Origin of the sequence: Janthinobacterium aestuarii (genome assembly GCF_046113285.1) — a bacterium.
Classification (GTDB): domain Bacteria; phylum Pseudomonadota; class Gammaproteobacteria; order Burkholderiales; family Burkholderiaceae_D; genus Janthinobacterium.
On the sequence record NZ_CP142524.1, the window covers coordinates 5905808 to 5930078 of the forward strand.

Sequence of the window (24271 nt, forward strand, 5' to 3'; positions counted from 1 at the left end):
TTTCGCCAGCAAGCGTTGCTTTCTTTGATACAAAAAAAATGGCGCCCGCAGGCGCCATTGCTACAGCGAGGAACTCACCCCATCACGCCACGGTGGCCGCCACGGGTGCTGCCACGACGGGCGGCAGCGGCGTCGGCGCATTGAAGGCGATCAAGAGACTCGCTTCCTTCTCTTTCGCCGCCTTCAAATGACGCTCCTTCACGTGGCCATAGCCGCGGATGTCTTCCGGAATGCTGGCGATCGCCACGGCTTGCGCCAGCTTGGCCGTCGTCAGCTTCGGCAGCAAGCCGCCCACCGTCGCGCGGTATTCCGCGATCAGCGCACGCTCCATCTTGCGCTCGGCCGTATGGCCGAACACGTCGAAGGCCGTGCCGCGCAAGCCCTTGAACTTGGCCAGCACGCCGAAAGCCTTCAGCATCCACGGGCCATATTCCTTCTTGATCAGATGACCCTGGGCATCCGTTTTCGCCATGATCGGCGGCGCCAGGTGGAACTTGAGCTTGATGTCGCCTTCGAACATGGACGCGATCTTCGCCTGGAAGGCGCCGTCCGTGTACAGACGCGCCACTTCGTACTCGTCCTTGTAAGCCATCAGCTTGTAGAAGTAACGGGCCACGGCTTCCGTCAGGCGCAAGTGCGGACCGTTCAGTGCGCTTTCGGCGGCGCGCACCTGGCCGACGAAGTCCAGATACTGCTGCGCATACGCGCGGTCCTGGTAAGCCGTCAGCAGGGCCACGCGCTTTTCGATGATGTCGTCGAGCGTGTCGATGCGCTTGAATTCCACCACCTTCGCTGGCGTGGTCATGCGCACCAGGCTGGCCGCATCGTGGGCGCCCGCGCGGCCCCAGTTGAAGGCCGCCTTGTTGAATGCCACCGAGACGTTGTTCAAGTCGATGGCCTTCATGATGGCCGCTTCGCTCAAGGGCACCTTGCCTTTTTGCCAGGCGTAACCGAGCATGAACATATTCGTCGCGATGGAGTCGCCCATCAGCGCCGTGGCGATCTGGCCCGCGTCGATGAAGTCGACGTGGTCGCTGCCGCAGGCCTTTTCGATTTCCATGCGCGCCGAAGCGCCGGGGAATTGCCAGTCCGGATTCTTCACGAAGGCGGCCGTCGACGAGCTGGTCGAGTTGATCATGGCCCAGCTGCGCCCCTCTCCCATGCGCGACAGGGCGTCGCGGCTGGCCGTGACGATCAAATCGCAGCCGATCACCAGGTCGGCCGCACCCGTGCCGACGCGCGTCGAGTGGATGTCTTCCTGGCGGTCCGCCAGGCGCACGTGCGACATCACGGGGCCGCCCTTTTGCGCCAGGCCGCTCATGTCCAGCACGGAACAGCCCTTGCCTTCCACGTGGGCCGCCATGGCCAGGATCTGGCCGACGGTGACGACACCCGTGCCGCCGATGCCGGTCACCAGAATACCGAACGGCTCGGCCGTCGAAGGAATGCTTGGCGTCGGCAAGGCCGGCACGGCTGGCGCATCCTTGTCGGCGGCAGCCGCCTTCTTCGGCTTTTTCAGGCCGCCGCCTTCCACCGTGACGAAACTGGGGCAGAAACCCGTCGTGCACGAGAAATCCTTGTTGCAGGACGACTGGTTGATCTGGCGCTTGCGCCCCAGTTCCGTTTCCAGCGGTTCCACCGACAGGCAGTTCGATTGCACGGAGCAGTCGCCGCAGCCTTCGCAGACGGCTTCGTTGATGACGGCGCGCTTGGCCGGGTCCGGGTATTCATTGCGTTTCCGGCGGCGGCGTTTTTCCGAGGCGCAGGTCTGGTCGTAGATCATGGCCGACACGCCCGGCATGTCGCGCAGTTCGCGCTGCACGTCCATCAGTTCCGAACGGTGGCGCACGGTGACGCCTTCGGCCCAGGCATAATCGTCCGGGTATTTTTCCGGTTCGTCCGTGACGACGATGATGGGGCCCACGCCTTCGGCGGCGATCTGGCGCGAAATGATGGCCGGAGACAGGGGGCCGTCGAATTCCTGGCCGCCCGTCATCGCCACCGCATCGTTGAACAGAATCTTGTAGGTGATGTTGACCTTGGCCGAGACGGCCGCGCGGATGGCCAGGATGCCCGAGTGGAAATACGTGCCGTCGCCGAGGTTGGTAAACACGTGCTTTTCATTCGTGAACGGCGCCTGCCCCACCCAGGTGACGCCTTCGGCGCCCATGTGGGTAAAGGTCGACGTTTCGCGGTCCATCCACAGCACCATGTAATGGCAGCCGATGCCGGCCAGCGCGCGCGAGCCTTCCGGCACCTTGGTCGAGGTATTGTGCGGGCAGCCGGAGCAGAAGAACGGCGTGCGGTCCTTTTGCGGATCGGGTTTTACGCTGATGGCCTTGAGGACGTTTTCCTTCGCTTCCAGGTAGGCGATGCGTTCCTTCACGCGCTGCTCGACGGGGTGGCCCGCGTAGTAGCGCGAAATGCGGCTGGCGATCGCGCGGGCGATCATGGCCGGGTTCAGTTCATACGTGGCCGGCAGCAGCCAGTCGCCGTGCCCCGTGCCCTTCTGGTTGCTCCACTCGCCCGTGTCGTCGAACTTGCCGACCACGCGCGGACGCTCGCCATCCTTCAGGTTATACAGCTCTTCCTTCAGCGCGTATTCGAGGATTTGCCGCTTTTCTTCCACCACGAGGATTTCGTCGAGGCCCTTGGCGAATTCATGCACGCCGTCCGCTTCCAGCGGCCAGGTCATGCCGATCTTGTACAGGCGGATGCCGATGTCGGACGCCGTCTGCTCGTCGATGCCGAGATCCGCCAGCGCCTGGCGCGTATCGAGGTAGGATTTGCCGGCCGTGATGATGCCGATGCGCGCCTTCGGGCTGTCCCAGATGATTTTATTGAGCTTGTTGGCACGCGCATACGCCAGCGCCGCATACCATTTGTAGCTGTTCATCCGTACTTCTTGTTCCAGCACCGTGTCGGGCCAGCGGATGTTCAGGCCGCCGGCCGGCATCTCGAAGTCGGTCGGCAAAGTGATCTGCACGCGGTCCGGGTCGAAATCGACGGCGGCGCCCGACTCGATGATGTCGGTCACGCATTTCATCGACACCCACAAGCCCGTGTAGCGGCTCATGGCCCACGCATGCAAGCCGTAATCGATGTATTCCTGCACCGACGACGGATACAGCACGGGAATACCGCAAGCGTTCAGGATATGGTCGGACTGGTGCGCCGTGGACGAGGATTTGGCCGCATGGTCGTCGCCGGCCAGCACCAGCACGCCGCCGTGTTTGGCGGAACCGGCGTTGTTTGCGTGCTTGAAGACGTCGCCGCAGCGGTCAACGCCGGGGCCCTTGCCGTACCACATGCCGAACACGCCATCGTACTTCGCGTCTTCGAACAGATTCGTCTGCTGCGTGCCCCAGACGGCCGTGGCGGCCAGGTCTTCGTTCAGGCCCGGGTGGAACTTGACGTGGTGTTCATCGAGGTACTTTTTTGCCTTGATCGCCGTCATGTCGACGGACGTCACAGGCGAACCGCGGTAACCGGTGATGTAGCCGGCCGTATTCAGGCCAGCTTTTACATCGCGCTCGCGCTGCAGCATGGGCAGGCGGATCAGCGCTTGCGTGCCCGTCATGAAGGCGCGGCCACGCTCGAGCGTGTATTTGTCGTTCAGGGAAATTTCGGACGCGTGCGCGCCCGGCTCAAGACTCGAGCCCTTGATTGGTGCATTCATTACTTGTCTCCATTATTCTCTGTGCTACGCGTGCAGGTCGGTTGAACTCACACGTACCGGCCGCGCTTTATGAGCAATGCCGGTGCGGAAAAATGACTTGTTTGTCGTAGACTACCACAGGAAGGCGCGCAGTTCTTTGCTGCGCTGCACTCCCGTGTTTTACCTTTTTGCTGCTTCTTTTTCTGGCAAAGTCGGCAATGTCGGATGACGCTGCGCTAATCCCACCTACAGATATTGGCCGCTTGCTGGCAATGTCGGATGACGCTGCGCCTCGGCGGCCCCGCTCATCCGACATACAGCCAGGATCAACCCTGTAGGTCGGCTTAGCCGGAACGGCGTAAGCCGACAAACAGCAGCCCCCGGCTTAGGCCGCGTTCGTATCTTTCAGCACGCCACGCTTGATCTGGTCCAGCTCGATCGACTCGAACAGCGCGCGGAAGTTGCCTTCGCCGAAGCCCTGGTCGCCCTTGCGCTGGATGATCTCGAAGAAGATCGGGCCGATCACCGTCTGCGTGAAGATCTGCAGCAGCAGTTCGCGTTCGTTTTCCGTGCTGTGGCCATCGATCAGGATGCGCAGCCGGCGCAGTTCTTCCAGCTGCTCGCCGTGGTTCGGCAGGCGGCGGTTGACCAGCTCATAGTACGTTTCAATCGTGTCCTGGAAATCGATACCCGTATCGCGCATGCCTTGCACGGACGCATAGATATTGTCCGTGCCCAGGGCGATGTGCTGGATGCCTTCGCCATGGTACTGGTCCAGGTATTCGGCGATCTGCGACTTGTCGTCCGACGATTCGTTGATCGGGATGCGGATCTTGCCGCACGGCGAGGTCATGGCCTTCGATTTGAGGCCCGTCAGCTTGCCTTCGATGTCGAAGTAGCGCACTTCGCGGAAGTTGAACAGGTTTTCATAGAAGCTTGCCCATTCCTTCATGCGGCCACGGTGCACATTGTGCGTCAGGTGGTCGATGTAGGTCAGGCCATGGCCGACGGGGTTGGCGACGGCGCCGGGAATGGCGACGAAATCGACGTCATAGATACTGATGTCGCCGATGCCGCCCGGTGCGGCCGCGTCCGGCTTGTCGGCGCCCTTGCCGCGCCAGCGGTCGACGAAGTACAGCAGCGAATCGCCCACGCCCTTGATGGCGGGGATATTCAGCTCCATCGGACCCGTTTTGTTATCGAAACCCCAGGCGCCCAGTTCCAGCGCGCGGCGGTACACGAAGGCCGCGTCGTCGACACGGATGGCGATGGCGCACACGGACGGGCCGTGATGGCGGGCAAAACGCTGCGCGAACGAATCTTGTTCGGCATTGATGATGAAATTGATGTCGCCCTGACGGTACAGGGTGACATCCTTGTGACGGTGGCGCGCGATGGCCGTGAATCCCATGTTCTCGAACAGCTTGCCCAATGCTTTTGGGTCTGGTGCTGCATACTCGACGAACTCGAAACCATCGGTACCCATCGGGTTATCCCAAGGCTGAAATTGCATGATGTCTCCTCCAAGAAGTAGCGCACAGTATAGGCGTGGGTCACGGGCATTAAATGCCAAAGATCTCCCGAACAATCATGATTTGCGCAATAATATTGCGTGAAATACGAACCACCGGAGGAAGCATGAGCAAAATTACGCTGGATAAAACGGATCGCAAGATCCTCGCCGTCCTGCAGGCCGATGGCCGCCTGTCGAATCAGGACGTGGCCGAGCAGGTCAGCCTGTCGCCGTCGCCATGCTTGCGCCGCGTCAAACGACTGGAAGAAGCGGGCGTGATCCGCCAGTACGTGGCCCTGCTGGACCCGGAAAAGATCGGCCTGGGCTTGCTGGCCTACGTGAACGTGCGGCTGGAAAAGCACAGCGACGCCACGGCCCACAGCACGGCCCGCGTGCTGGCGCCGAATCTGGTGACGAATACCTCGCCGCGCGCCGACTTCGCCGTGGCCGTGGCGCATTGGCCGGAAGTGGTGGCCTGCTATGCGATGACGGGCGAAATGGATTATCTGTTGCGCGTGCACGTGGAAGATATGGAGCACTTTTCGCGCTTCATGATGGCCACCTTGCTGCGCCACCCGGCCGTGCTGGACGTGAAATCGAGCTTTGCCTTGCAACGCATCAAGGATACGACGGCCCTGCCCTTATTGTGATGGAGGCCCGGGCTGCTTCTTGCGCCCCGGCAAGCGTTCGAACAGTTTGCTGGCGGCGCGCGCATTCGCCTTGAAGGTGTAGTCGAACATGGCGAACTGCTCCTGCACGGCTTCCTGCAGCATGCTCGTCGGGTTCGGCGGCAACAGTTTCAAATAAGCATCAGCTTCGCCATAGTCGCGCTGGATTTCCATGCCCGCCTTCTTGGCGATATGCATCATCGTCTTGTTCGACGACAAACAATGCATGTACAGGGTATCGACATCGTTGTTGCGGCAGTGAATTGCCGCCCGCTCGAACAGTTTCGAACCGACGCCCATGCCGCGCATCGATTTCGACACGGATACGCCAAACTCGGCCACCTGCTCCTTGTCCGTCACCACGCTTTTCGCCGGCGACTGGTCCTTCGGCGCGAACGCCAGATGGCCCACGCCCACCAGCTTGAACAGGCTGTTGTAGACGCCGTAGATCATGTCGCGCGAGAAATCCATCTTTTGCACGTACTGCGCGACGAGTTCATCGGGCAAGGCGCTGCCGAAGCGCAGCAAACGGTCGCTTTTCTCGAGCGACAGAAAATGCTTCATCATGCGGCGCCGGTCGCGCTCATGCAACTGCTTGACGAGCACGGTCGGACGCCCGCCGCCGCTACGGCTGAGCCAGCGGCGAAACGGGTTTTGAAACAGCTTGGGTAAGGTCACGTCGACTCCTGGAAGCGGTGCTGCGGCACGTCAGGCCGTTATTGTGCAGTGCAGCATCTGCCGTATTGTAGCCTATTCCCGCCGTTCAAGCCTGGGCCAGGAAGGCCGCCACGGCCGCCACCCGCGCCGCATGGATGACTTCGGGAATGCGTTTCGGCTCCGTACAGCCTTGCGCCAGCGCACCCGCATTCACGCCGCGCGCCGCGTCCAGCCCGCCCTGCAGCCGCGCCGCCTGGGGAAAGTCGCCGGTGACCAGTCCGTCGCAAGCCACGGCCTGCAGCAGTTGCACGAAGCGCTGCGGCTTGCGCAAGCCGTCGCAGCGTTCGCACAGACTGACGATGGCCTCGGCGCCCAAGTCCAGCGCGCCGTTGATATTGTCCAGCTCGCGCGCTGCCATGACGGCCAGTTCGCGGCACTCGTTGGGCACGCGCAGGCGCTCGCTCAGCTGCTCGATGGCATCCTTGCTCAAATGCAGCATCAAGGCGGCAAAGCGCACGGGCAAGTCATGACCTTGCGCGGCCGCGTGGTCGACGACCTGCAGCAAGCGCTCGCTGATGGTAATTTCCCCCATGATGCGCGCCAGTGCGCCGCACTCGTGCAGCACCGTCAGCATGCGCGCAGGATGGCTTTCCATCAGTCCCTTGGCCACTTCCTGCCACACGCGCTCGGCCACCAGGGCATCGACTTCGCCATCAGCCACCATCTGGCGCATCAGCGCCATGGTGGCCGGTGCGACAGTGAAAGTATGAAAACGGGCAGCAAAGCGGGCCAGACGCAGGATGCGCACGGGGTCTTCGCCGAACGCGTCGGAGACGTGACGGAAGATCTTGTTCCCGATATCCGCGATGCCGCCGAACGGGTCGGTCAACGTCCCATCCTCGGCCCGGGCGATGGCGTTGATGGTCAGATCGCGCCGCACCAGATCGTCTTCCAAGGTGACGTCGGGCGCCGTGTGGAAGACAAAACCGCGGTAGCCGGGGGCCGTCTTGCGTTCCGTGCGGGCCAAGGCGTATTCTTCCTGCGTCTTCGGGTGCAGGAAGACGGGAAAATCCTTGCCGACGGGCCGGAAACCCTGGCGCAGCATGTCTTCCGGCGTGGCGCCGACCACCACGTAATCGCGGTCTTTCACGGGCAAGCCCAGCAGTTGGTCGCGCACCGCGCCACCGACCGTGTATATCTTCATAACACTCTTTTCTTAATCAGGCAGTTCCGCGTCGTGTTTGGGCGCCGTTTCCGTTTCCGCCAGCGCTTCCGCGATCCAGCGGGCCACGGCCGGGTGCGCCTGCACGCGCTCGCAGTAGGCGTTCAGGGCTGGCGCCAGCGACACGCCATACGTGCGGAAACGCATGACGACGGGTGCGAAATACGCATCGGCGATGGAAAACTCGCCAAACAGGAACTGGTGGTGGCCAAAGCGCGACAGGCACTCTTCCCAGATTTCGCTGATGCGGCCGATGTCCGCCTGTGCGGCGGCCGTGCGGCCCCGCCCCGGCAACTTCGCCTTGATATTCATCGACATGTCCGTGCGCAAGCCCATGAAACCGGAATGCATTTCCGCGCAGACACAACGCGCCATGGCGCGCGCGGCCACGTCTTGCGGCCACATGTGTTTGTCAGGAAACTGCTCGGCCAGGTATTCGCAGATGGCCAGGCTGTCCCAGATCGTGATCTCGCCCGCCAGTAGCACGGGCACCCGGCCGCAGGCCGAATATTCGGCAATTTTGGTGGCCGTATCGCTCTGGTCGAGCAGCACGCGCACTTCATGGAACGGAATGCCGAAGGCCGTCATGGCCACCCACGGGCGCATCGACCATGACGAGTAATTCTTGTTGCCGATGATGAGGGTCAGGCCCGGCTCGCGGGCGGCGGCCAGGGTTTGCGTCAGGCTGGGATCAAGGATGGTCGTTTGCATGGTCGGCTAGCTTTAGTTGGATGATGGCAAATCGGCAGAAACGGCGCTATTCTTCGGCCCCACGGTGCCCAGGCGCGCTTTCAGCGATTGCGGGCTTTTTTCGAACAGGGCCGCGTAATACGTGGCGTTGGCCATCACGTTTTTCACGTAGCCGCGCGTTTCCGTGTAGGGAATGATCTCGGCAAAGATGGCGCCTTCCAGCGGACGCGTCATGGTGGCGCGCCAGATGCGCAAGCGCCCCGGCCCCGCGTTGTAGGCGGCGCTGGCCAGCACTTGCGAACCGTCCAGGCCACCGAGCACCATGTTCAGGTAGTTCGTGCCCAGCAAGACGTTGGTGCGCACATCGCTCAAGGTTTCCGTGACGAAATCGGTCAGGCCGATCTTCTTGGCGACATAACGGGCCGTCGACGGCATGACCTGCATCAAACCGGACGCGCCCACGTGCGACTGCGCATCCATGATGAAGCGCGATTCCTGGCGGATCAAGCCGTACACCCAGGCCTTATCCAGGCCCAGGGTTTGCGTGGCCGGATGCATGACGTCGTCGTGCGGCGTCGGATAGCGTTGCGTATAGTCCACTTCCAGGCGCGTGCGGTCCGAGGTGTTGACCATGCGGTCGAGCACATTGTTCTGGCGCGCAAATTCCGCGGCGGCCAGATGTTGCCGGTCCGTCATCGAACGCAACTCCCAGTTCCACTCGCGCGTGCCCTCGAAGCGCAAGCGCATATTGAAAAACTTCAAGGCACGCTGCAAGCCCGGATTGGCGGCCATGGCGGCGATTTCCGCCGGCGTGACGGGCTGGCCCGGCGGCGGCAAGACCAGATGGTTGCCCAGCTCTTCGTTGGCCAGCAAGCCGTAGAAATTCGATTGATCGCTGATCGTGCGGTACAGGGCGTCAGCCTGCGCATTCGGGCGGCCCGGCGTTTCCGCCTGCTGCGCGCGCGCCAGCCAGTAGACCCAAGTCGGGTCCGTGCGCAGCGAGGCCGGCATGGCCTGAATCGCCGCCTTCACCTGGGGCCAGTTGCCTTCACGCAAAGCGATACGCGCCTTCCATTGCATCTGCTCCTGGGTCAACGGTGCGCCATTGGTTTTTTGCCAATATTCAAATGCTTCCGGCGCCAGCGAATACGACGCCTGCAAGGCCAGGCTGGCCCAGCCGATGGCCTGTTCCTGCGCCGTCAGCTGCGCACTCGCCTTTTGCAGCGCCACCACGCCCAGTTTTAATGTGCTTTTCGCCATGCGGCCGACGGCCACGAGGTACATCTCGTGGTCGGCGCGACTGGCGCCCGGGCCTTTGGCCAGCACCAGCGCGGGCAGGTCGATCGCTTGCGCCATCTTCGCGTCGGAGGCACCCAGCAGCAGCGCGATGCGGCGCGCCGGGCCCGTGGCGTTGGTCTGGCCCGCCAGGCGGATCTGCGCCCACAGGTCGTTCGCGTCGAACTGGCCGTTTTGCGCCAATGCCGCGATCAGGCTGCCGCACGCTTCGCCATAGCCCGGTGGCGAGACGAGCAGCTTGCGCGCCTCGGACGCCACGTTCTGGCCCTTGGCGGCGCGCGACATCAGCGCATAGCACTTGAGCTGGGTATCGTCGTCGAGGGCGAATTGCGGATATTGTTCATCGAACACGACCCAGTCACGCTTGCGGCCGAGTTCCAGCAGCCAGTCGTTGCGGAAACGGTCGGCGATGGCGCTGCCCTTGTAGCGGTTCAGGTAATCGCGAAATTGCGCCTCGGTCAGCAGTTTGATGCGCGGTTTCAGCCGATAATAGTCAACATACGATGGAATCTGGTAATTCGTCAGGCGCCCCGCATAAAAGTCGGCTTTTTCGGCGTCATCCTTGCGCGCGGCGTCGCGCAGCAGCAGGAAGGCATCGTCCTCGCTGCGCGTGTCGGGGGCGGCTGGGGAGACGGTGGTCGATACCTGGGCCAGGGCGGCCAGGGGAGACAAGGCCGATGCAACACACAGCATCGTGCCGGCAATCCATTTCAGTGGGGAAATCAATGTACGACTCTCAATCTTAACTTGATGGTGATATGAATAGCGACCCTAGAATAACATGCGATCCGGCTACACGGCCACCCATTGCGCCACAGGAAAAAGCCGGCTTGCGCAAAGCCTTGCTGGCGGCCAGGCGCGCCCTGCCCGAGACCACGCGAGCAAGGTGGGATGCGGCCATCGCGCAGCGGCTGCTCGACTGGTGCGCGCAAGAAAACGTCAAGGAACTGGGCGTGTACTGGCCCCTGCACGGCGAGCCGGACTTGCACGAGGCATATGCGCAGCTGGCCGCGCGCGGCGTGCAATTAAGCTTGCCGGTGGTGCTGGAAAAACATGCGCCGCTGGCATTTTCCGACTGGACGCCGGGCGAGCCCATGGTCAAGGATGGCATGGGCGTGGCCGTGCCCGAGCAATTGCGCCTGCGCCCGGCGCCCGCCACCCTGCTTGTGCCCTGCCTGGGTTTTAACCAGGAACGCTTTCGCCTCGGCTATGGCGGCGGCTATTACGACCGCACCCTGGCGGCCACGCCCCGTCCGCGCACCCTCGGCGTCGCCTATGCCTGCCTGGCGGCAAATTTTCCCAACGGCGAATACGACATCGCCCTCGATCACATCGTGACCGAGGGCGATCTGCTCTAACGCATCAGAACGGTTTATTTCACCAGGCGCTGCCACAAGGCCGTCGTGGGCGCCGCCTGGTTCATGCTATAGAAATGCAAGCCTGGCGCGCCGCCTTCCAGCAAACGCTCGCACAGGCCCGTCACCACGTCCAGGCCAAAAGCCTTGATGGACGCGCTGTCGTCGCCGAAGCTGGCCAGTTTCAGACGCACCCAGCGTGGAATTTCCGCGCCGCACATGTCCGAAAAGCGCATCAGCTGCGTGTAGTTCGTGATCGGCATGATACCGGCCACGATAGGCACGTTGATGCCCATCTTCTGCGTCTGCTCGACAAACTGGAAATACGCGTCGGCATTGTAGAAGTACTGGGTGATGGCGGCATTGGCGCCGGCCTGCACCTTGCGCGCGAACGCGTTCAGGTCATCCTGCGGCGAACGGGCTTGCGGGTGCACTTCCGGATAGGCGGCCACTTCGATATGAAAATGGTCGCCCGTCTCGGCGCGGATGAATTCCACCAGCTCGTTGGCGTAGCGGAACTCGCCCGAGGCGCCGTAGCCGCTCGGCAAGTCGCCGCGCAAGGCCACGATACGCTTCACGCCGGCCGCCTTGAAGTCGGCCAGCACGGCGCGGATCGATTCGCGCGAGCCGCCGACGCAAGACAGGTGCGGCGCGGCCTGTTCGCCGGCCGCCAGGATCTCGCGCACGGTGTCCAGCGTGCCCTGCTGCGTGGTGCCGCCCGCGCCGAACGTCACCGAGAAATACTTCGGATGCAATTCAGACAACTTGACACGCGTGGCGCGCAGCTTTTCCGCCCCTTCCAGGGTTTTCGGCGGGAAAAACTCAATACTGAAATTATGCTTTTCCATCGTCATTACTCAAAAGTAAGGTCGACAAGGCCCAGGAAATGATGCTGTACAGAATGGCGCCGCCCACGGCAGACCAGAAACTGGCGACATGGAAACCATCGATCACCTGCGCCACCAGCCAGAACAGGAATCCATTGATGATCAAAATGAACAGGCCCAGCGACAAGAACGTCACGGGCAGGGTCAGCAGGATCAGCAAAGGGCGGATCAGCGCATTGACCAGCCCCAGCACGGCAGCGGCCAGCAGCGCGGTCCAGCCGCTGCTCATCGTCACCGAGTGCATCAAATACGGGACGGCAAACAGGGCTGCCGCATTGATAAACCAAATCAGTAGCAAGCGCATTTCTCTAGCCTGTCAAAAAAGAGGGGCAAGCCGGCCGCAGCCGGCTTTCAATGTAGTCCGCGAAGTATCGTTGCTTCGGGAGCCGTAGCGAGCAGACGTGCGGCGTGGCCGAGAAGCGCAGCTGTACTTTATGTACAGCGAGCATCGCCGGCCGCGCCCCGCGTCGCGCAGTAGGCTCGCGGAGCAACCAGCCAAATTAATAGCGGTAGTGCTCTGGCTTGTATGGGCCTTCCGTGCGCACGCCAATGTAGTCGGCTTGCTCTTGCGTCAGTTCCGTCAGCTGCGCATTCAACTTTTTGAGTTGCAAACGGGCGACTTTTTCATCCAGGTGTTTTGGCAGGGTGTACACGCCGACCGGGTAGTTGGCCGTGTTCGCGTACAGCTCGATCTGGGCGATCGTCTGGTTGGCAAACGACGAGCTCATCACGTACGACGGGTGGCCCGTGCCGCAACCGAGGTTGACCAGACGGCCTTCGGCCAGCAGGATGATGCGGCGGCCCGACGGGAAGATGATGTGGTCGACTTGCGGCTTGATGTTTTCCCACTCGTATTGTTTCAACGAAGCGACGTCGATTTCATTGTCGAAGTGACCAATGTTGCAGACGATGGCCTGGTCTTTCATGCGCGTCAGATGATCGTGCGTCAGGATGTGATAGTTGCCGGTGCAGGTGACGAAGATGTCGCCGTGTTCGCACGCGTAATCCATCGTGACCACGCGGTAGCCTTCCATTGCCGCCTGCAATGCGCAGATCGGGTCGACTTCCGTCACCCATACTTGCGCCGACAGGGCGCGCATGGCTTGCGCCGAACCTTTACCTACGTCACCGTAACCGGCGATGACGGCCACTTTACCGGCGATCATCACGTCGGTGGCGCGCTTGATGCCGTCGACCAGGGACTCGCGGCAGCCGTACAGGTTGTCGAATTTCGATTTCGTGACGGAATCGTTGACGTTGATCGCAGGGAAAGCCAGCTTGCCTTCCTTGTGCATCTGGTACAAACGGTGCACGCCGGTCGTCGTTTCTTCCGTCACGCCCAAGATTTCCGGCAGGCGCTTCGAGTACCAGGTCGGATCGGCCAGCAAGTGCTTCTTGATCGAGTTGAACAGGCAGATTTCTTCGTCCGAACCGGGGTTGGCCAGCACCGACAGGTCGGTTTCCGCGCGCACGCCCAGGTGCAGCAGCAGGGTCGCATCGCCGCCATCGTCGAGGATCATGTTCGAGTAGACAGCCTTGCCGTCCGCATCCGGCCATTCGAAGATGCGGTGCGTGTATTCCCAGTAGTCGTCCAGCGACTCGCCCTTGACGGCGAACACCGGCGTGCCGGCGGCAGCGATGGCGGCGGCAGCGTGATCTTGCGTGGAGTAAATGTTGCACGATGCCCAACGCACTTGCGCGCCCAGTGCTTCCAGGGTCTGGATCAGCACGGCGGTCTGGATGGTCATGTGGATGGAACCGGTGATGCGCGCGCCTTTCAGAGGCTGCGCCGCCGCGAATTCTTCGCGGATGGCCATCAGGCCAGGCATTTCCGTTTCAGCAATCTTGATTTCTTTGTCGCCCCATGCGGCCAAGGTGATATCGGCGATGGTGTAGTCGTGTTGCGATTTGAGTACGGCGTTCATCACGCCCTCCTTTCAGTTGAAAAAGGTACGTGAGCGCAGTTGCAGGATATTCCGAGCCTGGCGAATTTCTTCGTCGCAACGCTCCTCGGACGGTGGATTTTAACATCGTCAATGCCGGCGCGCCAGCTTGTTCGCCATGCATTGCCAACTAACAACATATAAAAAAAGCGCCCGCGGCCAGCTGGCCGGGGCGCTTCTTTTGCAAGCGGGCTAGATTACTTCAGGCCGGCAGCGTCGCGCAGCAGGGCGACCTTGTCCGTGCGCTCCCACGTGAATTCCGGCTCTTCGCGGCCGAAGTGGCCGTAGGCGGCGCTCTTCTGGTAGATCGGGCGCAGCAGGTCGAGCATTTGCACGATGCCTTTTGGACGCAGATCAAAGTGCGCCAGCACCAGCTTGGCGATTTCCGCGTCGGGAATTACGCCCGTGCCTTCCGTGTAGACGGTGATGTTGATCGGCTTGGCCACGCCGATGGCGTAGCTGACCTGCACCTGGCATTGACGCGCCAGGCCGGCCGCGACGATGTTTTTCGCCACATAGCGGGCCGCATACGCTGCCGAACGGTCGACTTTCGATGGGTCCTTGCCCGAGAACGCGCCGCCGCCGTGCGGGGCCGCGCCACCGTAGGTGTCGACGATGATCTTGCGCCCGGTCAAGCCGCAATCGCCTTGCGGACCGCCGATGACGAAACGGCCCGTCGGGTTGACGAGGAATTTGGTCTCCGTCAGCCATTCGCGCGGCAGGATGGGCTTGATGATTTCTTCGATGACGGCTTCTTCGATCTGCTTGTGCGAGATTTCCGGCGCATGCTGGGTCGACAGCACCACCGTGTGCACGCCGACGGGGCGGCCATCGACGTAGCGCAGGGTTACTTGCGATTTCGCATCCGGACGCAGCCATGGCAGACGGCCATCCTTGCGCAGTTGTGACTGGCGCTCGACCAGGCGGTGCGCGTAGTGGATGGCGGCGGGCATCAGCTCGGCCGTTTCATCGCAGGCGTAGCCGAACATCAGGCCCTGATCGCCGGCGCCTTGATCCAGGTCAATGCCAGCACCTTCATCGACGCCTTGCGCGATGTCCGGCGACTGCTTGTCGTAGGCCACCAGCACGGCGCAACCCTTGTAGTCGATACCGTATTCCGTGTTGTCGTAGCCGATGCGTTTGATGGTTTCGCGCGCAACTTGAATATAATCAACATTGGCGTGCGTGGTAATCTCGCCAGCCAGTACCACCAGACCCGTGTTGCACAGGGTTTCGGCGGCCACGCGGGCGCTCGGATCCTGGGCCAGGATGGCGTCAAGGATGGCGTCGGAAATTTGATCGGCAACCTTGTCGGGATGGCCTTCCGAAACGGATTCGGAAGTGAAGAGATAGTCGTTTGACATTGCAAGCTCCTGATTACTATGTGAATGTTCTGTCGCAGTAAAGAGGATTTTGCCTGCGACGCTTTAGCGATATTTATATTCCGCTTCGCAAGTTGTCTATTAACTCAGCGGTTACTGCATACGTGGTATTTTACGCTTCTTAAAAAATTTTGGCACGGCAACACGCCATTCCTGGAAACAGCTTATACATGTTAGTCCCAATTTTCCGCTTCTTGTCCGTCTTTCCCCTGCCCGTCCTGCATGGCCTTGGCGCTGTGCTGGGATGGGTGATTTACGCCATTTCCCCGTCCTACCGCCGCCGCATGCGCGAGAACATGCAAGGTGCGGGGTTTTCGCAACACTTGCACACGGCCGTGGCCGAAGCGGGCAAGAGCGTGCTGGAACTGCCCTTCATCTGGTGCGCCCCCGCCGAGCGCGTGGCGCGCCATGCGACGGTGGAAAACTGGGAACTGGTGGAAAAAGCGCTGCAGCATGGCCGCGGCATTGTCTTCCTGACACCACACCTGGGCTGCTTTGAAATCGTCGCCCAGCAGATCGCGCTGCGCACGCCGCTCACCGTGATGTACCGCCCGCCCAAGCGCGCCGCCCTGAAACCGCTGATCGAAGGGGCGCGCGCGCGCGAAAACCTGATGCTGGCGCCGGCGAACATGTCGGGTGTGCGCATCTTCGCCAAATGCCTGAAAAAGGGACAACCGATCGGCCTGCTGCCCGACCAGGTGCCGCAGGAAGGCGAAGGCGTATGGGCCGATTTCTTCGGCCGCCCCGCCTACACCATGACCCTGCCCGCCAAGCTGGCGCAGATGGGCGGCGCCGAAGTCATCATCACCTACGCGGAACGCCTGCCGGGCGGACGCGGCTATGTCGTGCATTTCGTGCCGTTTACCGAGTCGCTCGACAGCAGCTCGGCCGAACAGGCGCGCACCATCAATGCGGCCATGGAGCAATTGATCGCCCGCAGCCCGGCGCAATACCTGTGGAGCTACAACCGCTATAAAGTGCCGCGCGGCGCGCCGCCGCCCACGCCTGCCACGACCGCTGCCACCGGGGAGCAGGCATGAGACTGCTGATCGCCTTCATGTGGCTGCTGCACTGGCTGCCTCTGCCCATCCTCGGCCGCTTCGGCGTGGCCGTCGGCAGCGTGCTGTTCATCGCCATGCCCACGCGGCGCAGGATCGCCCTGACGAATCTGCGCCTGTGCATGCCGGAACTGACGGAAGCCCAGCGCGTGGCGCTGGCGCGCCAGCATTTCCAGGCCTATTCGCGCAGCGTGTGGGAACGCAGCATCCTGTGGTGGTCATCGGAAGCGCGATTGAACCGCCTGATCAAAAAGGTACCCGCCTTCCCGGGCCAGCAGATCGCCGCCAAGCCCACCATCTTGCTGTGCCCGCACTTCGTCTGCCTCGACGTGGCCGGCGCCGCCACGGCCATGGAAATTTCCGCCTCGTCGATGTACGTGCAGCAAAAAAACGCCGCCTTCGACCAGGCCTTGCGCAACGGCCGTTCGCGCTTCAAGCCGCCCAAGCTGTTTACGCGCCAGGACGGCATCAAGACGATTTTGCGCGCGCTGCGCGACGGCTTGCCCTACTTTATGTTGCCGGATATGGATTTCGGCGAAAAGGATGCGGAATTCGTGCCCTTCTTCGGCGTGCCAGCCGCCACCCTGACGGCCACGGCGCGCCTGGCGCTGGCCGCCAAGGCGCAGGTGATTCCCGTCATCGCCACTTTTTTACCCAATTACCAGGGCTGGCAAGTGACCTATTACCCGGCCTGGGACGATTATCCGGGCGACGACATCACGGCCGCCACGCGCCGCATGAACGAATTCATCGAAGAGCGCGTGCGCGAAGCGCCGGCCGAGTATTTCTGGACGCATAAACGCTTCAAGACGCGTCCGGAAGGCGAAGCCTCGTTCTATAACCAGCACAAGTGATACGGCAGAACATGAAACTCCACTTTACCAAGATGCATGGTGCGGGCAATGACTTCATCGTCATCGACGCCATCAATCAGGACATCGACTTCACGCCGGCCCAATGGCAGCGCCTGGCCGACCGCCGTTTCGGCATCGGCGCCGACCAGATCCTCGTGGTGGAGAAACCGCGCCTGCCCGGCTGCGATTTCCGCTACCGCATCTATAACAACGATGGCGGCGAAGTGGAACAATGCGGCAACGGCGCGCGCGCCTTCGTCAAGTTCGTCAGCGAAAAAGGCTTGTCCAGCAAGGCCAGCATCCGCGTGGAAACCATGGCCGGCGTCATCGCGCCGCGCCTGGAACTCGACGGCAGCATCACGGTCGACATGGGCGCGCCCGTGCTCGAGCCACAGCTGGTACCGTTCGATGCGGCCGGCCTCGCCGGTGTAGCGCAAGGCAACGACACCTTATGGCCGCTGGACCTGGCCTTGCCGGGCCACGCAGCTTCCGTGCTGGTATCCGTCGTCTCGATGGGCAATCCGCATGCCGTGCAGGTGGTCGACGATGTTGATGCGCAAGACCTGGAAGTGACGGGCCCGCTGATCGAGCACCACCCGCGCTTTCCCCGCCGGGTCAACGCCGGCTACATGCAGATCGTCGACCGCCAGCACGTGAAACTGCGCGTGTTCGAGCGGGGCGCGGGCGAAACCCTCGCGTGCGGCACGGGCGCCTGCGCCGCTGCCGTGGCCGGCATCCGTCGCGGCCTGCTCGATTCCCCCGTGCGCATCAGCGCGCGCGGCGGCGAACTGTCGATCGCCTGGCAAGGCCCCGGCCAGCCCGTCCTGATGACGGGCCCGGCAGTGACCGTGTTCGAGGGCACGATCGAGCTGTAGACGGGTGAAGGTCAGAAGTAAAAGTCAGGCGGCCAGGAACTGCTGTTCCTGTACCACATCGAGTTCCGCCAGATAGCACTTCAGGCGATACAGGCGCTGCCGGTAATTGCCTTCCGGCCCCGCCACGCCGCAATCGACGCGCTCGAACAGGCGCACTACCTGATCGAGCAGCTGGCGCTCCTGCGCCGTGCGGATCAGCACGAGGCGCCGCTTGCCACGGCCATGCGTGGCGCTGATATCGATCAACAGACAATGGCCCTGGTCGGCCGCGTGGATGTCGAGCAGCAAGGCCTCGGCACGCGACAGATGAAAGCAGCGCGCCAGTTCCAGGCGCGCCGCCAGCAGGGGGTGGTTCTGGCCCAGCTGGCGCCCATGCCCGTCGGCGTGCATGGCGGCGCACTGGCCCCAGTCGCCGGGCTCGCCTCGAGGCGCGATTTTCGCCAGCGCCGCCTCCGCTTCACGGCTGCCTTGCGCCTGCGCCTGCAGCAGCCAATACGCGGCGCGCACATCGTTGTTGACGCCATCGCGGCGGTTACGCCAGGCATGCATGCCGCACTCGAGCTGCGCCGGCCCATGCCCCAGGTCGGCCGCGCGCTCCAGGCAGAAATGCGCTTCGACGACATTGCGCTGGGAAAATTCCGGTTTCGTATAGATGCGCGACAGCACGAACCAGGCTTCGGCCAGTCCCTGCTCGCCCGCCTGCGTCAGCCAGCGCACGGCACGCTTGAAATTGGCGGCGCCGTTGCGCGTGGCCAGGCGCTGGCCGTGCGCATCCATGCGCGCATAGCCGAGTCCCAGCTCCAGCTGCGCCGTGCGGTCGCCGCCATGCGCGGCCAGCTCGCAGCACTGCCAGCCCTCGGCATCGCCGCCTGGCGCCAATGCCTGGGCGCAACGCGACAGCAACAGCACCTGCTGAGCGTCGAGGGCGATCGTGCGCGCCCCGGCGACGGCCTGGCGCTGCAACAGCTCGCGCGCCAGCGGCAAGCCTTGCGACAGAAAACCCGCATGGTTGCCCTGGCGCCAAGCCTGCTCCAGCCAGGCGTGCAGCGGCGCGTCGCCATCGAAGGCCTGCTCGCCAGCCACGCTGGTGGCCGGCCCCGGTGTTGCCGATGATTTTTCTTGTAGCGACAACAACCATTGCGCATCGGGCAAGCCGGCGCGTACGGCAGCGTCCAGCGCCACGCGCGCCTTGGCGCGCAAGGCTTCACAGTGACTGGCGGCGTTGCCCAGCACCAGTTGCGCCAGTACCAGGCCCGCCTGCACCAGGCCCGCATCGAACGCTTGCGCGTAATACGGAATCAGCGCCTTGGCTGCCGGTTGCGCGACTTCAAAAGGCACGTGGGTGCCAATCAGCCGGCACGCTTCCTCGCTATCCTCCTGGGCCGCCCGCGCCAGCCAGTGCAAGGCCGTCGGCAAGCTTTGCGGCACACCCTGTCCAAACAGATACACGCGTCCCAACGCCAGTTGGCAAGCCACGTCGCCAGCACGTGCCCCCTTGATCAATCCTAATGTTTCGCGATTTGCCATCGATTCTCGATATTGAGTCAATGATTCTAATAATAGTGAGTCGTCTCCAGGCCCATCAGTGCAGGCCGTCCCTTAGTGTAACGTCCTTGTGTCGTAAATCCGCCAAAGCGACCGCAAGAACTTGATTCAACGCAACAATCCCTCGGCCTGGACATGCCAAGATTGCAAGGCGCCGCTACGGTGGCGATGGGAGAACCTTGTCCATCGGCGCAGGACGGGCAGAAATCGCGCGTTACAAAAATACAACAGGGGCATGCAGTTATGCCGCTTTTCACCAATCTTTTTACGCATATTTGACCAATCCCGCGCGTCTTGCGCGCCGACGAATTAAGGTTCATTCATCGAAACGCGACAGTCAGCGCATTTCAATCTGCTCGGATCTCGGACGGAACTCACTTTTAAATAGGGAAGAAGACATGAAAAAATCACTCGTTGCCCTCGCACTCTTCGGCGCCTTTGCCGCAACCGCACAAGCGCAGTCGTCCGTCCAAATCTACGGCACGATCGATGCAGGTCTGGGCAAAGCGACTGGTTCGACCACCGCTGTCACGAAGCGCGACAACAACAAACTGGGCTTCAAGGGTACGGAAGATCTGGGCAATGGCTTGAAAGCTATTTTCCAACTGGAAATTCGCTATGAATCCGACACCGGCACCGTAGAAAACACGTCGGGCGTCAATTCGCGTCCGCTGTTCCAGGGTCAAAGCCGCGTCGGCCTGCAAGGCGACTTCGGTACCGTACGCCTGGGCCGTGGCCTGACCGCATACCAGGAAGTGAGCACCTCGTTCGAACCATGGTCGGGCATGCCTACGCCAGCCGGTTTTCAGACCGACCTGACCGTCGCCGGCTACACCAGCGATCCGCTGAGCGCACCAGGCAACTCGCGTAACCGCTTCTCGAACGCCGTGTTCTACAACACGCCAGTGTTCAATGGCTTCCAGCTCAACGCCACCGTTGCTGCCAAGGAAGCTAATAACAACAGCGCAGTGCCAGCGCGCGCGCCGGGCAACTCGGTAACATTTGCTTCGGGCAACCGTGCCGTGGCAGCCAACGTGGCGCCGACGTCGACCCCGTACTCGATCTCCGCAACGTACACCTCGACTGGATTTGCTGCCATGGCTGCCTACGAGCGCAATGGCTTGCAAGCCAAGCTGTGGTCGGTTGCTGCCTCGGTCAATCCTATTCCTGAGCTGAAAGTCATGCTGTCGATCCAGCACCAGAAAGATGATGACTTCAAAATCATCAATACCGGCACCAAATCGTGGGTACTGGGCGCCAACTACGACGTAGGCCCAGGCAAGATCCGCGCCGGCTATGGCCAGAAAACGCCCGATGGCGTCGTCAAAACCAAGCAAGCATCGCTGGGCTATGACTACAATCTGTCGAAGCGCACCTACGTCTATGCAGATATCTCGAACAAAAAAGCCGCTGTTGCTGACAGCATCAACTACAACGTTGCGAAAAGCGTCAACTACGTCGGCATCGGCGTACATCACAACTTCTAATGGCATCGCGCGTCTCCCGCGACGGGTGACGTGACTCGCCAGACGGAGCAAGGCGGCATGGGCAACCATGCCGCTTTTTTCATGGGCGCGCGCTTTTGCTCCATATTGCGGCGCACTCTCGGTTAGAATCAAGTGTTCATCCTTCTCTCTTCTGACACTATCAATGACCGCCACACTCGATTCCAGCACCGTCGCCCAGTACCTGAGCGAGCATCCGACGTTCTTCGAAGAGCATACCGCGCTGCTCGGCGAGGTCAAGCTGAGCAGCCCGCTGACGGGACGCACCATCTCGCTGCAGGAGCGGCAGATGGAAGTGATGCGCGACAAGTACAAGGCGCTCGAACTGCGCATGTCCAAGCTGAGCCGCCTGGCCGAGGAAAATGGCGATATCGCCAGCAAGTTCCACGGCTGGAACCAGGCCATGCTGCAAGTGCGCAACGATGCAGACATGCCGCGCGTGCTGGTCGATGCCTTGCAAAGCAATTTCGACGTGCCCTACGTCAGCCTGCGCCTGTGGCAAGTGCTGCCGGAACACGCCGACGGCTGGTTCACGGAAGATGTGACGGCCGATGTGCGCATGTTCGCCAACAGCCTGCAAACGCCGTACTGCGGCAGCAACCGCGATTTCGAAGCCGTGCACTGGCTGCAGGCGGACAAGATCGAATCGACCGTCATGATCGCCCTGCGCGCCCCGAACACCACGGGTACCTTCGGCTTGCTGGTGCTGGGCTCGCCCGACAGCGAACGCTTTACCTCCAGCATGGGCACGGACTTCCTCGTGCACATCGGCGCCACAGCCGGCGCCGCCCTGGCCGCGCTGCGCGCCGGCTCGCCGGCCTGAATCAGCCATGCATGCGGCGCGCGGCAAGGCCGAGTGGCTCGATGCCTACCTGGCGCAGCTGGCCACGCAGCGCAAGCTGTCGCCGCATACGCTGGACGCTTACGGGCGCGACTTGCGCGCCTTGCTGGAACTGAGCGGCAATACGCCGTGGACGGCGCTGGCGCACAACGACGTGCGCCGCTACACGGCCAAGCTGCACAGTGGCGGCCTCGATCCGCGCTCGATCGCGCGCAAGCTGTCGTCGTGGCGGGGCTTTTACAACTGGCTCAGCGGTGAAACGGCGCTCGACGCCAATCCCGTCGACGGCATCCGCGCGCCCAAGCGGGCCAAAACCTTGCCCAAAGCCCTGTCGGTGGACGACGCCGTGCGCCTCGTGGCGCCCGCGCAACACCAGCAAGGCGCTGCCGAGCCGGAGCAACTGTGCAACCGCGCCATGTTCGAGCTGCTGTATTCAAGCGGCTTGCGCGTGTCCGAACTGACCAGCCTGGACACCCATTACTGCAAGGCCGAGAACGGCCGGGAGGCCTCGCTGGGCTGGCTCGACATGGCCAGCTTCGAAGTCATCGTCACAGGCAAGGGCAACAAGATGCGCAAGGTGCCCGTCGGCAAGGCGGCCCTCGTGGCGCTGACGGCCTGGCTGGCCGTGCGCCCGCCAGCGGCCGATGGCAGCGCTGCCTTGTTTCTCAGCACGCGCGGCACGCGCATCTCGCCGCGTGTACTGCAGCTGCGCCTGAAGGCGCACGCGCTGGCGACCGACATTCCCGCCAACGTGCACCCGCATGTGCTGCGCCACTCGTTTGCCTCGCACGTGCTGCAATCGTCGGGCGACTTGCGCGCCGTGCAGGAAATGCTGGGCCATTCCAGCATCACCTCGACCCAGGTCTACACGGCCCTCGATTTCCAGCACCTGGCGCACGTATACGACCAGGCGCACCCGCGCGCCAAGGTCAAGTAGGCCGCGCTCGTTGGCCAGCCTGATCCATATCAAGCGGATCGGCGCGCATTTGCAAGCTTTTGCAAAATTCCGGCATAATCGTCCGCATTCTTCCGCTTGCGCGGCGGCACCATCGATTACAGCATAGGCATCTCTCATGGCACTGATTCCAACCACCATCCTCACCGGTTTCCTCGGTGCCGGCAAAACCACCTTGCTCAACCGCATACTGCAGGAAGACCATGGCATGCGCATCGCCGTGATCGAAAACGAGTTTGGCCAGGAAAACATCGACAATGACATCCTGGTGCAGGATAGCAACGAGCACATCATCGAGATGAACAACGGCTGCATCTGCTGCACCGTGCGCGGCGACCTCATCGTGGGCTTGACGGAACTGGCGCGCAAGCGCGACGCCGGCCTGCTGGCGTTCGACCGCGTCGTCATCGAAACGACGGGCCTGGCCAATCCCGGCCCCGTGGCGCAGACCTTCTTTGTCGACGAAGAAGTGGGCAGCCACTACATGCTCGACGCCATCATCACGGTGGTCGATGCGCGTCATGCGATGAAGCAACTCGATGAATACGAGGAAGCCCAGCGGCAAGTGGGCTTTGCCGACAAGCTGCTGCTGTCGAAAACCGACCTCGTCAGTGAAGACGACGTGGCCGCCCTGACGCGCCGTTTGAAACGCATCAATCCCCGCGCCCCCATCGCCAGGGTCGATTTCGGCCGCGCGCCGCTGGCCGAAGTACTCGACATTCGCGGTTTCAACCTGAATGAAAAGCTGGAACTGGACCCGGATTTCCTGGAGACAGAGACGGCGCACGTCCACGATCACGACCACGCGCACGGCCATGAGCACGCGCATGAGCACAGCGACGCCTGTGCCGCCAATTGCGGCCATGCCGACCATCACCATGCGCAGCACAGCGACGACATCGCCGCCTTTGTTTTCAAGAGCACGCAACCGTTCGACAGCGCCAAGCTCGACGAGTTCCTCGGCGGCCTGGTGCAAGTGTATGGACCGCGCATGCTGCGCTACAAGGGCGTGCTGCTGATGCAGGGCGCCGAACGCAAGGTGGTCTTCCAGGGCGTGCACCAGCTGATGGGCAGCGACCTGGGCGCCAAATGGGGCGAACACGAAGTGCGTGGCAGCAAAATGGTCTTTATTGGCAAAAATCTACCAAAAGACATTTTTATTCGCGGACTCGAACAATGTTTGGTATAAACTAGCCGGGTTTTGCAAAGTATCCTTTGCAAAGCAGAAACAAAAGGGAAAGTTAAGCACGCTTTCCCGCTGCCCGACACCGATCTTGCTGGCATAAACCAACAAGTAGCCGTCCCTGATCGGCTAGTCAACAAATCGGGATGGCAATATAAGGCAAAGCGTGCCAAAATCAGCGACG

20 protein-coding genes and 1 riboswitch are annotated in these 24271 nt (G+C 62.1%); of the genes, 9 read left to right on the plus strand and 11 right to left on the minus strand.

Features of this window, described 5'->3' with window-relative positions; genetic code table 11:
* Window positions 1-82 precede the first annotated feature (82 nt).
* The gene (locus OX462_RS26570; protein ID WP_070313025.1) at window positions 83-3679 is read right to left on the minus strand and encodes an indolepyruvate ferredoxin oxidoreductase family protein; all 3597 of its coding nucleotides are present in this window, start codon (window positions 3677-3679) and stop codon (window positions 83-85) included.
* Window positions 3680-4043: 364 nt separating this feature from the next.
* Window positions 4044-5171, minus strand: a complete 1128-nt coding sequence (gene hppD, locus OX462_RS26575) for a 4-hydroxyphenylpyruvate dioxygenase (protein ID WP_070313026.1) — start codon at window positions 5169-5171, stop codon at window positions 4044-4046.
* A gap of 125 nt (window positions 5172-5296) precedes the next feature.
* Between hppD and OX462_RS26580 the strand changes: the two genes are divergently transcribed.
* Window positions 5297-5821 (plus strand): Lrp/AsnC family transcriptional regulator, encoded by a 525-nt coding sequence (locus OX462_RS26580; protein WP_070220829.1) that lies wholly within the window; start codon window positions 5297-5299, stop codon window positions 5819-5821.
* Here OX462_RS26580 and OX462_RS26585 read toward each other — a convergent pair.
* The 4 genes from OX462_RS26585 to OX462_RS26600 all read right to left on the minus strand — a co-directional run bounded on the left by OX462_RS26585 (window position 5813) and on the right by OX462_RS26600 (window position 10397).
* Window positions 5813-6517 carry a GNAT family N-acetyltransferase gene (locus OX462_RS26585; RefSeq protein ID WP_070220830.1) on the minus strand — a complete coding sequence of 235 codons (705 nt, stop codon included), beginning with the start codon at window positions 6515-6517 and terminating at the stop codon, window positions 5813-5815. The genes OX462_RS26580 and OX462_RS26585 overlap by 9 nt on opposite strands.
* An 85-nt stretch (window positions 6518-6602) precedes the next feature.
* A complete protein-coding gene (locus tag OX462_RS26590; protein ID WP_409027395.1) occupies window positions 6603-7700 on the minus strand; it encodes a multifunctional CCA addition/repair protein in 1098 nt (365 codons plus the stop codon).
* Window positions 7701-7712: 12 nt separating this feature from the next.
* Complete coding sequence (locus OX462_RS26595; RefSeq protein WP_409027396.1) at window positions 7713-8429, minus strand: glutathione S-transferase family protein; 717 nt, start codon at window positions 8427-8429, stop codon at window positions 7713-7715.
* Between the two features lie 12 nt (window positions 8430-8441).
* A complete protein-coding gene (locus tag OX462_RS26600; RefSeq protein ID WP_409027397.1) occupies window positions 8442-10397 on the minus strand; it encodes a lytic transglycosylase domain-containing protein in 1956 nt (651 codons plus the stop codon).
* Window positions 10398-10534: 137 nt separating this feature from the next.
* Here OX462_RS26600 and OX462_RS26605 point away from each other — a divergent pair, with 137 nt between their 5' ends.
* Window positions 10535-11062 carry a 5-formyltetrahydrofolate cyclo-ligase gene (locus OX462_RS26605; RefSeq protein WP_409027398.1) on the plus strand — a complete coding sequence of 176 codons (528 nt, stop codon included), beginning with the start codon at window positions 10535-10537 and terminating at the stop codon, window positions 11060-11062.
* A gap of 14 nt (window positions 11063-11076) precedes the next feature.
* Here the strand turns inward: OX462_RS26605 and metF are convergent, their stop codons facing one another.
* From metF to metK, 4 genes are all read right to left on the minus strand, one after another.
* Window positions 11077-11907, minus strand: a complete 831-nt coding sequence (metF, locus tag OX462_RS26610) for a methylenetetrahydrofolate reductase [NAD(P)H] (protein ID WP_070313029.1) — start codon at window positions 11905-11907, stop codon at window positions 11077-11079.
* Window positions 11894-12250, minus strand: coding sequence for a phage holin family protein (locus OX462_RS26615; RefSeq protein ID WP_034783534.1), 357 nt, complete (start codon window positions 12248-12250; stop codon window positions 11894-11896). Before OX462_RS26615 ends, metF begins: the two co-directional genes overlap by 14 nt.
* 196 nt (window positions 12251-12446) lie before the next feature.
* Window positions 12447-13871, minus strand: coding sequence for an adenosylhomocysteinase (ahcY, locus tag OX462_RS26620; RefSeq protein WP_070289496.1), 1425 nt, complete (start codon window positions 13869-13871; stop codon window positions 12447-12449).
* Between the two features lie 24 nt (window positions 13872-13895).
* Window positions 13896-13964: riboswitch (S-adenosyl-L-homocysteine riboswitch) on the minus strand.
* A 122-nt stretch (window positions 13965-14086) separates the two neighbouring features.
* The gene (gene metK, locus OX462_RS26625; RefSeq protein ID WP_070220840.1) at window positions 14087-15253 is read right to left on the minus strand and encodes a methionine adenosyltransferase; all 1167 of its coding nucleotides are present in this window, start codon (window positions 15251-15253) and stop codon (window positions 14087-14089) included.
* Between the two features lie 188 nt (window positions 15254-15441).
* Between metK and OX462_RS26630 the strand changes: the two genes are divergently transcribed.
* From OX462_RS26630 to dapF, 3 genes are read left to right on the plus strand one after another with little or no spacing between them, the layout of a single operon-like run.
* Entirely contained in the window at window positions 15442-16311 is an 870-nt protein-coding gene (locus tag OX462_RS26630; protein WP_121670881.1) for a lysophospholipid acyltransferase family protein, read from the plus strand.
* Complete coding sequence (locus OX462_RS26635; RefSeq protein WP_070220844.1) at window positions 16308-17183, plus strand: LpxL/LpxP family acyltransferase; 876 nt, start codon at window positions 16308-16310, stop codon at window positions 17181-17183. The genes OX462_RS26630 and OX462_RS26635 overlap by 4 nt, the downstream gene beginning before the upstream one ends.
* An 11-nt stretch (window positions 17184-17194) precedes the next feature.
* Window positions 17195-18058 (plus strand): diaminopimelate epimerase, encoded by an 864-nt coding sequence (dapF, locus tag OX462_RS26640; RefSeq protein ID WP_070289493.1) that lies wholly within the window; start codon window positions 17195-17197, stop codon window positions 18056-18058.
* Between the two features lie 24 nt (window positions 18059-18082).
* Here the strand turns inward: dapF and OX462_RS26645 are convergent, their stop codons facing one another.
* On the minus strand, window positions 18083-19585 hold the full coding sequence (locus OX462_RS26645) for a tetratricopeptide repeat protein (protein ID WP_409027399.1): 1503 nt from the start codon (window positions 19583-19585) through the stop codon (window positions 18083-18085).
* A gap of 197 nt (window positions 19586-19782) precedes the next feature.
* On the opposite strand from OX462_RS26645, the gene OX462_RS26650 reads away from it, so the two are divergent.
* From OX462_RS26650 to OX462_RS26665, 4 genes are all read left to right on the plus strand, one after another.
* Window positions 19783-21090, plus strand: coding sequence for a porin (locus tag OX462_RS26650; protein ID WP_409027400.1), 1308 nt, complete (start codon window positions 19783-19785; stop codon window positions 21088-21090).
* A gap of 163 nt (window positions 21091-21253) precedes the next feature.
* Window positions 21254-21931 carry a DUF484 family protein gene (locus OX462_RS26655; protein WP_070220852.1) on the plus strand — a complete coding sequence of 226 codons (678 nt, stop codon included), beginning with the start codon at window positions 21254-21256 and terminating at the stop codon, window positions 21929-21931.
* Between the two features lie 7 nt (window positions 21932-21938).
* Entirely contained in the window at window positions 21939-22886 is a 948-nt protein-coding gene (locus OX462_RS26660; RefSeq protein ID WP_070313030.1) for a tyrosine recombinase XerC, read from the plus strand.
* A 136-nt stretch (window positions 22887-23022) separates the two neighbouring features.
* Entirely contained in the window at window positions 23023-24093 is a 1071-nt protein-coding gene (locus OX462_RS26665; RefSeq protein WP_409027401.1) for a CobW family GTP-binding protein, read from the plus strand.
* Window positions 24094-24271 lie beyond the last annotated feature (178 nt).